Below are 12,047 nucleotides of genomic sequence, written 5' to 3' on the forward strand. Positions count from 1 at the left end.
CGAAGCCCCCCGGCTTCCTCAGCCGATATCGGTGCGCCCGCGCCGATCCGGGCGCAGGTTGGCGTAAAGCACATGGTTGCGCCAGCGCCCGTTGATCTGCAGATAGGCCTGCGAGACGCCCTCGTATTTGAAGCCGGATTTCTCCAGCACCCCGCGCGAGGCGGCGTTTTCCGGCAGGCAGGCGGCCTCGATCCGGCTCAGATCCATCGGCCCGAAGGCGTGATCGACCACCGCCGCGATCGCCTCGCGCATGAAACCCTGCCGGGCATGGCGCGCGCCCACCCAATAGCCCAAAGTCCCCGCCTGCGCCGGACCGCGGCGGATGTTGTCCAGCGTGATCGCCCCCAGCACCCGCCCCGTCGCCCGCTCGATCAGGAAGAACGGCAGCGCCGTGCCCGCCGCCTCGGCCCGGGCCGCCCAGTAGACCCGGTTGGCAAAGGCCTTGCGGCCCAGATGCTCGGCCGACCAGGCGGGTTCCCAGGGCGTCAGGAAATCGCGGCTTTCGGCACGCAGCGTGGCCCAGTCGCGGAAATCGGAATGCGCAGGCAGACGCAGCGTCATCCGCTCGGTCTCGACCTGGGGTTTCCGACGCCGCAGGAACATCAGGCCGCGAGCCTCCGCCGCAGCCCCGCCAGATCGGGCGCCGCTTCGGCGGGCCCGTAAAGCGCCAGCGCCGTGCGGTCCTGCGCGATCATCCGCCCGGCATAAGAGCGCACCGCCTCGACCGTCACGCCATCGATCAGCGTCGAGACTTCCTCCAGCCCCGGCACCCGGCCCCAGATCGCCAGATTGCGCGCCATCCGCTCGGCCCGGCTGGACGGGCTTTCCAGCCCCATCAGCATCCCCGCCTTCATCTGCGCCCGCGCGCGCGCCACCTCGGCCTCGGTCATGTCCTCGGCGGCCCGTTTCAGCTCGTCGATGGTCAGACCGCAAAGATCCGCCACTTCCTCGCCCGAGGTGCCGGCATAGATCGTGATCATCCCGGTGTCGTCATAGGCCCCGGCCTGGGCAAAGATCGAATAGCACAGGCCCCGTTCCTCGCGGATCTTCTGGAACAGGCGCGAGGACATGCCGCCGCCCAGCGCCGTCGCATAGACCTGCGCGGTGTAAAGATCGGCGTCGCGATAGCCCGGCCCCTCGAAGGCCAGCGCGAAATGCACCTGTTCCAGGTCTTTCAGCTCGCGCCGCTCGTTGCCCGACCAGCGCGCCAGCTGCACCGCGGGGGCGCCGATCGGGCGCAGATGGCCGAAAAGCCGCTCGGCCTGTTTCACGATCGCGGCGTGATCCACGGCGCCTGCCGCCGACAGGATCATCTGATCCGGCCCGTAATGCTCTGCCACGAAACGCTCGAAATCGGCGCGGCCGAAGCGCTCGATGTTCTCCGACGGCCCAAGGATCGTGCGCCCCATCGCCTGATCGGGATAGGCGGCCTCCTGCAGCCAGTCAAAGATGATGTCGTCGGGCGTATCGAGCGCCTGACCGATTTCCTGCAAGATCACATGGCGCTCGACCTCGATCTCGCGCGGATCGAAGACGGAATTCAGCACGATGTCGGAAATCACGTCGAGCGCCAGACCGACATCGGCCTTGAGCACGCGGGCGTAATAGGCCGTCGCCTCGCGCGAGGTATAGGCGTTGATATAGCCGCCCACATCCTCGATCGCCTCGGCGATCTGAAGCGCGGTGCGGGTCTTCGTGCCCTTGAAGGCCATGTGTTCCAGAAAATGCGCGATGCCGTTCTGGTCCAGCCGTTCATGGCGGCCGCCCGCCAGAACCCAGACGCCGACCGAGGCCGAGGCAAGGCCCGGCATGCGCTCGGTGACGATGCGCAGGCCATTGGGCAGCGTGGTCAGCTCGATCATGCCCGGGACTCCCCAAGCGTTCTGGCCTTGCGGATCAGCGCTTCCAGCGCCGCCAGATCATTGGGCACCCGCGTCACCCGCTCGGGGCGGTCGAACAGATCGGCCATGCGCGGCGGCAGCGGCGGGCGGATACCGGTGGCGGCCTCGACCGCATCGGGGAATTTCGCCGGATGCGCGGTGGCCAGCGTCACCATCGGCACCTCGGGGCGGGTGTGCGCATGACCCACCCGCACGCCCACGGCCGAATGCGGGCACAAAAGCTCGCCCGAACGCGCCAGCTCGTCAGTGATCGTCTGCGCGGTCTCGGCCTCCGACACGCGGCCCGAGGCATAGGTCTCGCGCAGCGCCTCCAGCGCCCCTTGGCTGACGGTGAAGCCGCCCTTGCTCTTCAGCTCCTCCATCAGCTGCGCCACGGCGGCGCCGTCCTTGCCATAGGCCCAAAAGAGCGCGCGCTCAAAATTCGAGGAAATCTGAATGTCCATCGACGGGCTGATCGAGGGTTTCACCCCGTCCATCCGGTATTCGCCCGTCGTCAGGCAGCGGTGCAGGATGTCGTTCTGGTTCGTGGCAATCACCAGCTGCTCGATCGGCAGGCCCATTTCCCGCGCGATGAAACCCGCGAAAATATCGCCAAAGTTCCCCGTCGGCACGGTGAAGCTGATCTTGCGGCCGGGCGCGCCCAGGCTGACCGCGGCGGTGAAATAATAGACCACCTGCGCCAGCACCCGCGCCCAGTTGATCGAGTTCACACCGGCCAGCCCCACCTCGTCGCGGAAGGCGAAGTCATTGAACATGTCTTTCAGCCGGTTCTGGCAATCATCGAACGTGCCCGACAGCGCCAGCGCATGCACGTTGCTCTCGGGCGGCGTCGTCATCTGACGGCGCTGCACATCGGACACGCGCCCATGCGGAAACAGGATGAAGACATCGACATTCTCAAGGCCCTTGAAGGCCTCGATCGCCGCCGAGCCGGTGTCTCCGCTGGTGGCGCCGACGATGGTGATGCGCTTGCCCTGTTTTGCCAGCGCGATCTGGAACAGCTGGCCGATGATCTGCATGGCGAAATCCTTGAACGCCAGCGTCGGACCGTGGAAAAGCTCGAGCAGGAAATGCCCGGGCGCAAGCTGCACCAGCGGCGCCCGCGCCACATGGCCGAAGCCCGCATAGGCCTTGGCGATGGCGCCTTTCAGCTCTGCCTCGGTGAAAGTGTCGCCGACGAACGGCGCCATCACGCGATAGGCCACCTCCTCGTAGCTTTGCCCCGACAGTGCGGCGATCTCGGCCTTGCTCAGGCTCGGCACCGTTTCGGGGACGTAAAGTCCGCCGTCGCGGGCAAGCCCGGTCAGCATGGCTTCGGCAAAGCTCAGGACCGGGGCCTGCCCCCGGGTGGAGATATAACGCATCATTCGCCCTTCGGTTTTGATGCTGCGTGATACGCGAGAACGAAAACCTTGTCAGCCCCAAGCATCAAGGCCGGGGCCTTGCCGCCTTCGCTTTTGCGCGATTGCCTTTCCTTTCGCCCGGGGCGGCTATATCTGCAAGGAAGCACAAAGGAGCCGCAGATGAGCCAGGACCGCTTCGCCCCCTTCGAGACGCAGATCGACGAGGCCTCCGCGCTGGCGATCTTGCACGCGGCGACGGCGGGGGCCGATGATGGCGAGCTGTTTTTGGAACGGATGCGCTCGGAGAGCCTCGTCTTCGACGATGGCCGGGTGAAGACCGCCTCTTATGACGCCTCCGAAGGCTTCGGGCTGCGCGCCGTGCGCGGCGAGGTGACGGGCTATGCCCATGCGACCGAGATTTCGGAAGCCGCGCTGAAACGGGCGGCGGAGACGGCGCGGCTCGCCGTGGGCGATGGCGGCGGGGTGATGGCGCCGCCGCCCGCGCGCACCAACCGGCATCTTTACGCCGCAGCCGATCCGATGGCCGATGCCGCTTTCGGCGCGAAAATCGACATCCTGCGCGAGATCGACGCCTTCACCCGCGATCTCGACCCGCGCGTGGTGCAGGTGACGGCGACGGTGGCGGCCAGCCTGCAGGAGGTGTTCATCCTGCGCCCCGAAGGCGGGATCCTGTCCGACATCCGGCCGATGGCGCGGGTGAATGTGTCGGTGATCGTCGAGGAAAACGGCCGGCGCGAAAGCGGCACGAATGGCGGCGGCGGCCGGATCGGTCTGGCGGGGCTGATCGCGCCCGGCCACTGGCAGCCCATCGCGCGCGAGGCCCTGCGGATCGCGCTGGTGAACCTGTCGGCCGAACCCGCGCCCGCGGGGGCCTTTGATGTCGTGCTGGGTCCGGGCTGGCCGGGGGTGATGCTGCATGAAGCCGTGGGCCACGGGCTGGAGGGCGATTTCAACCGCAAGAAATCCTCGGCCTTTTCCGGCCGGATCGGGCAGCAGGTCGCGGCGAAGGGGGTCACGGTGCTGGACGACGGCACACTCCCCGACCGGCGCGGCTCGATCAGCATCGATGACGAGGGCACGCCCTCGAACCGCACCGTGCTGATCGAGGATGGCGTGCTGGTCGGCTACATGCAGGACCGGCAGAACGCCCGGCTGATGGGCGTTGCGCCGACCGGCAATGGCCGCCGCGAGGGGCACGCCCATCCGCCGATGCCGCGGATGACGAACACCTACATGCTGGCGGGCGAAACGGACCCCGCCGCCATCGTCGCCGATCTGAAGGACGGGATCTATGCCGTGGGTTTCGGCGGCGGGCAGGTCGACATCACCAATGGCAAGTTTGTCTTCAACTGCACCGAGGCGTATCGGGTGAAGAATGGCCGGGTGGGCGCGGCGCTGCGCGGGGCGACGCTGATCGGCGATGGCCCGGCCGCGATGAAGCAGATCCGCGCCATCGGCAACGATCTGGCGCTCGATCCCGGCATCGGCAATTGCGGCAAGGCCGGGCAATGGGTGCCGGTGGGCGTGGGGCAACCGACGCTCTTGATCGGCGGGCTGACCGTGGGCGGCTCGGCCGCCTGATTCGCCGCCGCCCGGCCGCTTTTGCGCATGGATGCACCGAAACACCGTGCCGATCCGGGCAGTCTTCGCAATTGAAGCGTGTTATCGGAAAATTTTCATCAACTTTGAGGCGAATAGTTGTCTTGGTAATTATTTGTTAAGATTAATGGGGCAATTTGATCTTGCGACGAGGCGGAGGGACGGATGAAAACAAGTTTGTTTTCTTACCCCACCCCCTTCACCCCACCCACCACGGAAGAAGACGAGCTCTCGTTTCTCCGTCTCGCTCGCTCCCGTCGTGTCGGGGCCACGACCTTCCACCGATTGCTGAAAGACCATGGCAGCGCCGCCGCCGCGCTGGACGCGCTTCCGGGCATCGCCCGGGCCGCCGGATCTTCCGATTACAGCCCCTGCCCGCCCGGCGTGGCCGAGGCGGAACGCGCCGCGGGCCGTCGTGCCGGGGCGCGGCTGCTTTTGCCCGGGGGGCCGGGCTATCCCGCCGATCTGCTCGATTTTCCCGATGCGCCGCCGCTGCTTTGGGCGCGCGGCCGGGTCGATCTGCTCGCCCGTCCGCGGGTGGCGGTCATCGGCGCGCGCAATGCCTCGTCGCTGGGGCAGCGGATGGCGCGCAAACTGGCCGAGGAGATGGGGCGGGCGGGATTCGCCGTCGTCTCGGGGCTGGCGCGCGGCATCGACGCCGCGGCGCATGACGCCGCCCTGCCCACCGGCACGATCGCGGTGATGGCGGGCGGCATCGAGGTGATCTATCCGCCCGAGAATCGCGATCTGGCCGGGCGCATCGCCGCCGAAGGGCTGCTGCTGTCGGAACTGCCCCCGGGCACCGAGCCGCAGGCGCGGCATTTTCCGCAGCGCAACCGGATCATCGCGGCGCTTTCCCGGGCGACGCTGGTGGTCGAGGCCGCGGCGCGCTCGGGCAGCCTGCTCACCGCGCGGATGGCGCTCGATTACGGGCGCGAGGTGATGGCGGTGCCCGGTCATCCGATGGATGCCCGCGCCGCAGGCTGCAACATGCTGATCCGCGACGGCGCGGTGCTGATCCGCGGCGCCGAGGATGTGATCGAAGCGATGGGCCTTGCCGCCCCGCCCCGACCGGACCCGCGACCGCCCTCCCAGCCCGACACACCGCCGCAACCCGCCGCCGAGAAAACCGTCGCGAAAACCGTCGCGAAAGCCGCCGGGACGGGGCTGCGCGCGCGGCTGCTTGCCCTGCTCGGCCCCGCGCCGACGCCCGAAGATACAGTGATCCGCGATCTGGGCATCGATGCCGCCACCCTGTCGCGCGAGGTGATCGGCCTTGAAATCGAAGGCGAAATCACCCGTCATCCGGGCGGGCTGCTCAGCCGCGGCTGATTCCGGGCGCAACTGATCCGGGCGCGGCCTCACATGCCGCCGCAGGCCTCGGGAATCACGTCGCGAAATTCGGCGCAGATCGGCTCCCAGGAATACCAGACATCGGTGGCGCCCACCGCATGATGCACCGCCACCCATTGCCGTCCGGATTTCACCCAGAGCGCCTCGACATGATCGCCCCCTTCGGCCAGCTCCGGGTCGAATTCCTCGCGCAGCACCATCGGCGTCTGCGCCATGTCGATCCGCCCGCCGCCCGGGCGCTGCGGCACCAGCGTGGCAAAGGCGTGATCGCCCTTCACCCGCATCTCGGTCACCACGAATTCGACCGGCGCGCCCAGCTGCCACTCCACCCTCGGGCGCAGCGCATCGAGCAGATCCCCCCGCAGTTGCGAGCCCCGCGCCGGGCTTTCCCAGTCGCCCGCCGCCGCCGTGCCAGCCGCCAGGACCATCCCCAGAATCGCAATTCCCCGCATCTTTCCCCCTTTCCGCCCGTACCGGCTGCGACCGAAGCCGGATTGACATTTGCCGCAAACCCCCCACATGTTCCGCCGCCAAGCCGTTTGCACGCGTGTTCGAGAGGAAGTCATGGCCGTTGTCGTTGTCGAATCCCCCGCCAAGGCCAAGACGATCAACAAGTATCTGGGCTCCGACTATACCGTTCTGGCCTCCTTCGGTCACGTCCGCGATCTGCCGCCCAAGGATGGCTCGGTCGATCCCGAGGCGGATTTCGAGATGAAATGGGAAGTCGCGGCGGACAGCAGGAAGCATATCAAGGCGATCACCGACGCGCTGGCCAATGACGACGAACTGATCCTCGCCACCGACCCCGATCGCGAAGGCGAGGCGATTTCCTGGCACCTGCAGCAGGCTTTGGCTTCGAAGCTGAAGAAGAAAAAGGTCAGCCGCGTCACCTTCAACGCGATCACCAAATCGGCGATCACCGAGGCGATGAAGGCGCCCCGCGAGGTCGATCAGGCGCTCGTCGATGCCTATCTGGCGCGGCGGGCGCTGGATTATCTGGTGGGGTTCAACCTCTCGCCGGTGCTGTGGCGCAAGCTGCCGGGCGCGAAATCGGCCGGTCGGGTGCAGTCGGTCTGCCTGCGGCTGATCGTCGAGCGCGAGATGGAGATCGAGGCGTTCCGGGCGCGGGAATACTGGACGGTGACGGCCGAGCTGACGACGCCGCGCGGCCAGACCTTCACCGCGCGGCTGACGGTTCTGGGGGGCAAGAAGCTCGACAAGTTCGACCTGACGACGGCGACCGACGCCGAACTCGCCGTGCAGGCCGTGACGAGCCGCGATCTCACCGTGAAATCGGTCGAGGCGAAACCGGCCACCCGCAACCCCTATCCGCCCTTCATGACCTCGACCCTGCAACAGGAGGCCTCGCGCAAGTTCGGCATGGGCGCCAAGGCCTGCATGTCGGCGGCGCAACGGCTTTATGAGGCCGGGCACATCACCTACATGCGGACCGACGGCATCGACATGGCGCCCGAGGCGGTGATGGCCGCGCGTGACGAGATCAAGCGCCGGTTCGGCGAGAAATACGTGCCCTCCTCGCCGCGGATGTACAAGAACAAGGCGAAGAACGCGCAGGAAGCGCATGAATGCATTCGCCCCACCGACATGAGCCAGAGCCCGGACAAGCTGAAGCTCGCCGATGATCAGGGCAAGCTTTACGACCTGATCTGGAAGCGCACCTTGGCCAGCCAGATGTCGGCCGCGGTGATGGAACGGACCACGGTCGATGTCGGATCAAAAGACAACGAGGTCGAGCTGCGCGCCACCGGCCAGGTGGTGACCTTTGACGGCTTCCTGAAGATCTACGATCAGGGCCGCGACGATGACGAGGGCGAAGATGGCGCCCGGCTGCCGCAGATCATGGCGGGCGAGCCCGCCAAAAAGGGCGCGATCACCCCCGAGCAGCACTTCACCCAGCCGCCGCCGCGCTACACCGAGGCGACGCTGGTGAAGCGGATGGAGGAGCTTGGCATCGGGCGGCCCTCCACCTATGCCTCGATCCTGACGACGATCGTTGACCGCGGCTATGTGCGCAAGGACAAGAACCGGCTGATCCCCGAGGACACCGGGCGGCTGGTGACGGCCTTCCTGTCGAACTATTTCCGCCGCTATGTCGAATATGATTTCACCGCCGATCTGGAAACGGAGCTGGATGACATTTCCGCGGGCGACCGTCCCTACAAGGACGTGCTGGCCAGGTTCTGGCGCGATTTCTCGGCCGCTTTGGGCGAGACTGCGGATCTGCGCATCGGCGAGGTGCTCTCGAAGATCGACGAGGTTCTGGGCCCGCATCTTTACCCGGCGCGCGCCGATGGCTCGGACCCGCGCTCCTGTCCGGTCTGCTCGGCCGGTCGGCTGCATCTGAAGACCGCGCGCTCGGGCGGGGCCTTCATCGGCTGCGGCAATTACCCGGAATGCCGTTACACGCGGCCGCTTTCCGCCCCTGCCGATGGCGAAGCGGGCGTTCTGGATGGCAAGGTGCTGGGCGAGGACGAAGGCGCGCAGATCACGCTGCGCGTCGGCCGTTTCGGCCCCTATGTGCAAAAGGGCGAGCCGACGGAGGAAGCGCCGAAACCGCCGCGGGCGAGCCTGCCCAAGGGCTGGTCGCCCGAAAGCATCGATCTGGACCGCGCGTTGCAGCTTTTGAACCTGCCGCGCCCGATCGGCAATCACCCCGAAGACGGCGCTTTGGTCGAGGCGGGCATCGGCCGCTTCGGCCCCTATGTGAAGCACAACAGCACTTACGCGAACCTGCCCGATGTCGAGGAGGTCTTCACCATCGGCATGAACCGCGCGGTCGAGGTTCTGGCGCAAAAGGCGGCGCGCGGCGCGGGTCGGGGCGCGGCGGCGGCGCAACCGCTGAAAGACCTGGGCGAGCATCCCGATGGCGGCGTCGTGCAGGTGATGCCCGGCCGCTACGGGCCCTATGTGAAATGGGGCAAGGTCAATGCGACGCTGCCCAAGGACCTTGCCCCCGAGGCGATGACGCTGGAGGAAGCCCTGCCGCTGCTGGAGGCCAAGGCGAGCAAGGGCGGCAAGAAGGCGGCGCCGAAAAAGGCCGCCAAACCTGCCGCCGAGAAGAAACCGGCAGCTAAGAAGGCCGCGACCAAGACGGCTACGAAGACCGCCGCCAAGAAGCCCGCGGCGAAGAAGGCCGCCCCGAAAAAGGCCGCGCCCGAAGGCGACGTGGTCGAGGACTGAGCCCTCGCCGCGACGCGGCAATTGACACCGTGCCACGGCCTTGCGAAGCTTTGCGCAAGGTAACGGGAGGGTTTCATGAACAAGATCTACGGCTCGGCGCGGGAGGCCCTTGACGGGCTTCTCTCCGACGGGATGATGCTGGCGGCGGGGGGGTTCGGCCTGTGCGGCATCCCCGAACTGCTGATCGACGCGCTGGTCGAAAGCGGCATCAAGGATATCACCATCGCCTCGAACAACTGCGGCGTGGACGGCTTCGGTCTGGGCAAGCTGCTTGATACCCGGCAGATCCGGAAGATGATCTCCTCCTATGTCGGCGAGAATGCCGAATTCATGCGCCAGTATCTGTCGGGGGAACTCGAGCTGGAATTCAACCCGCAGGGCACGCTGGCGGAACGGATGCGGGCGGGCGGCTGCGGCATTCCGGGGTTCTACACGAAAACCGGCGTCGGCACCGTCGTTGCCGAGGGCAAGGAACACAAGGACTTCGACGGCGAGACCTATATCCTCGAACGCGCCATCACCGCCGATGTCTCGATCGTCAAGGCGTGGAAGGCCGATCCCTCGGGCAATGCGGTGTTCCGCAAGACCGCGCGCAACTTCAACCCGCCCGCCGCCATGTGCGGGAAAGTCTGCGTGATGGAGGTCGAGGAGATCGTGCCGCTGGGCGCGCTTGACCCCGACCATATCCACCTGCCCGGGATCTATGTGCACCGGCTCATTCAGGGCCAACACGAGAAACGGATCGAGCAACGCACCACCAGAAAGCGGGAGGCCTGAGCCATGTGGGATCGCAACCAGATGGCGGCGCGGGCCGCCAGGGAACTGAAAGACGGGACTTATGTGAACCTCGGCATCGGGATTCCGACGCTCGTGCCGAACTTCATCCCCGAGGGCGTCAGTGTCACGCTGCAATCGGAAAACGGCATGCTCGGCATGGGGCCCTTTCCCTTTGAGGGCGAGGAAGACCCCGACCTGATCAACGCGGGCAAGCAGACGATCACCGAGCTGCCGCAGACCGCCTATTTCGATTCTGCGACGAGCTTTGGCATGATCCGCGGCGGCAAGATCGCGATGGCGATCCTCGGCGCGATGGAAGTGTCCGAACAGGGCGATCTGGCGAACTGGATGATCCCCGGCAAACTGGTCAAGGGCATGGGCGGGGCGATGGACCTTGTGGCCGGGGTCAAGCGTGTCGTCGTGGTGATGGATCACACCAACAAGGCGGGCGAATCGAAGGTGCTGCAGGCCTGCACCCTGCCCTTGACGGGCAAGGCGGTGGTGGACCGGATCATCTCGAACCTCGGTGTGCTGGATGTCGTGCCGGGCGGGCTGAAGATCGTCGAGCTGGCGGACGGCGTGACCGAGGCGGAGCTGCGCGCCGCCACCGAGGCGACGATCGTCGATTGAGTGTCAAGGCAGGGCCCCGCCTGCGGCGGGGCTTTGCGCCTGCGGCGCGAAGGGCGTATTTGGGCCAGGAAAAAGCAACGGGTCCTTTTCCTGGTGCAAATACGCCGGGGTGAGCGGCAAAGCCGCGAGGGGCAGCGCCCCTTTCTTTTGGGGAAACAGGGTTCGCGAATGCGTAAAAGCGTCATCTTGCCGCCCAAGTTGCCCCGTAGATCACCGGGCATGATGCGCCAAGGCCCCGACAGACTTGCCCCCGATCCCGCGCGCCCCGGCCGCGAACAGGCCGTGGTGTTCGGTCTGATCGCCCTTGTCGGGCTCGGGCTCGGGCTCTGGAGCCTTGGCACGGCCACCGGCTGGGCCGAGATCGGCGCGCAGCTGGCCCGGTTGCAACCCTGGCAGGTGGCGGCGCTTCTGGCGCTCTCGGCGGGGAATTATCTGCTGCGCAGCCTGCGCTGGCACGGGCTGGCGCGGCGGCTGGGCCTGCCGACCGGCTTTGCGCAGAACCTGCGCCATTACTTCGGCGGCTTTGCGCTGTCGGTGACGCCCGGACGGCTGGGGGAACTGGTGCGGATGCGCTGGCTGAAGCGCGAAACCGGCTGGGCACCCGAGCGCACGGCGCCGCTTGCCCTGATGGACCGGGCGGGCGATCTGGCGGTGATGGCACTTTTGCTGGCGCTGGGGCTGACGCTTGCCGCGGGCAGGATCACCGGGGCGGCGCCGGTGGCGGCATTCGCCCTCGCCGCGGCCATATTCGCCACGCGGCCGCGGCTGCTTGCTGCGCTCGTCACCCGGCTTTACCGCAGCTTCGGCCGATTTCCCCGGCTTTTTGCCCGCGCCCGCGGCGCCGCACGCTTGCTGACGCGGTTCTGCCACGGCCCGACACTGGCGCTGGTGCTGGGGCTCGGCTTTCTGGGCTGGCTCGCCGAGGGCTATGCCTTTCACCTGCTTCTGGGCTTCCTGGGCGCCGAGATCGGGCTGTGGAAAGCCGTCTCGATCTTCGTCTTCGCGACGCTGGCGGGCGGTCTGACCGGCGCCCCCGGGGGCCTTGGCGGCGCCGAGGCGGCAATGGTCGCGCTGCTCTCGCTGGAGGGTGTGCCGCTGGAAACCTCGGTTCCGGCGACGGCGGTGATCCGGCTCACCACGCTCTGGTTCGCCATCGCCATCGGTCTGGCCGTCTTCCCCGTCGCCGAACGCGCCGCCGCCCGGGCGGCGGCATAGGGGCGGC

At 67.2% G+C, this 12,047-nt stretch carries 10 protein-coding genes; 6 read left to right on the forward strand and 4 right to left on the reverse strand.

Going from position 1 to position 12,047, the window contains the following annotated elements; translation table 11 throughout:
- Positions 1-18: 18 nt before the first annotated feature.
- Genes LY44_RS01580 through thrC form a run of 3 tightly spaced genes read right to left on the reverse strand, consistent with a single transcriptional unit; the run spans position 19 to position 3,265 of the window.
- Positions 19-603, reverse strand: coding sequence for a GNAT family N-acetyltransferase (locus tag LY44_RS01580; protein WP_055212167.1), 585 nt, complete (start codon positions 601-603; stop codon positions 19-21).
- On the reverse strand, positions 603-1,862 hold the full coding sequence (locus LY44_RS01585; RefSeq protein ID WP_055212165.1) for a M16 family metallopeptidase: 1,260 nt from the start codon (positions 1,860-1,862) through the stop codon (positions 603-605). Before LY44_RS01585 ends, LY44_RS01580 begins: the two co-directional genes overlap by 1 nt.
- Positions 1,859-3,265 carry a threonine synthase gene (gene thrC, locus LY44_RS01590; RefSeq protein WP_055212487.1) on the reverse strand — a complete coding sequence of 469 codons (1,407 nt, stop codon included), beginning with the start codon at positions 3,263-3,265 and terminating at the stop codon, positions 1,859-1,861. The genes LY44_RS01585 and thrC overlap by 4 nt, the downstream gene beginning before the upstream one ends.
- A gap of 159 nt (positions 3,266-3,424) precedes the next feature.
- On the opposite strand from thrC, the gene tldD reads away from it, so the two are divergent.
- Together tldD and dprA are read left to right on the forward strand one after the other, a co-directional pair.
- Complete coding sequence (gene tldD / locus LY44_RS01595) at positions 3,425-4,846, forward strand: metalloprotease TldD (RefSeq protein WP_055212163.1); 1,422 nt, start codon at positions 3,425-3,427, stop codon at positions 4,844-4,846.
- Between the two features lie 183 nt (positions 4,847-5,029).
- Entirely contained in the window at positions 5,030-6,196 is a 1,167-nt protein-coding gene (gene dprA / locus LY44_RS01600) for a DNA-processing protein DprA (RefSeq protein ID WP_055212161.1), read from the forward strand.
- A gap of 29 nt (positions 6,197-6,225) precedes the next feature.
- Here dprA and LY44_RS01605 read toward each other — a convergent pair whose 3' ends face one another.
- Positions 6,226-6,669 (reverse strand): hypothetical protein, encoded by a 444-nt coding sequence (locus LY44_RS01605; protein ID WP_055256464.1) that lies wholly within the window; start codon positions 6,667-6,669, stop codon positions 6,226-6,228.
- A gap of 112 nt (positions 6,670-6,781) precedes the next feature.
- On the opposite strand from LY44_RS01605, the gene topA reads away from it, so the two are divergent.
- From topA to LY44_RS01625, 4 genes are all read left to right on the forward strand, one after another.
- Positions 6,782-9,418 carry a type I DNA topoisomerase gene (topA, locus tag LY44_RS01610; RefSeq protein ID WP_055212157.1) on the forward strand — a complete coding sequence of 879 codons (2,637 nt, stop codon included), beginning with the start codon at positions 6,782-6,784 and terminating at the stop codon, positions 9,416-9,418.
- A 75-nt stretch (positions 9,419-9,493) separates the two neighbouring features.
- Entirely contained in the window at positions 9,494-10,195 is a 702-nt protein-coding gene (locus LY44_RS01615) for a CoA transferase subunit A (RefSeq protein ID WP_055212155.1), read from the forward strand.
- Between the two features lie 3 nt (positions 10,196-10,198).
- Positions 10,199-10,825 (forward strand): 3-oxoacid CoA-transferase subunit B, encoded by a 627-nt coding sequence (locus tag LY44_RS01620; RefSeq protein ID WP_055212153.1) that lies wholly within the window; start codon positions 10,199-10,201, stop codon positions 10,823-10,825.
- A 219-nt stretch (positions 10,826-11,044) separates the two neighbouring features.
- Positions 11,045-12,040 (forward strand): lysylphosphatidylglycerol synthase transmembrane domain-containing protein, encoded by a 996-nt coding sequence (locus tag LY44_RS01625; RefSeq protein WP_055212151.1) that lies wholly within the window; start codon positions 11,045-11,047, stop codon positions 12,038-12,040.
- The last annotated feature ends 7 nt before the right edge of the window (positions 12,041-12,047 follow it).

This window comes from Rhodobacter capsulatus (assembly GCF_003254295.1).
Lineage (GTDB): Bacteria > Pseudomonadota > Alphaproteobacteria > Rhodobacterales > Rhodobacteraceae > Rhodobacter > Rhodobacter capsulatus.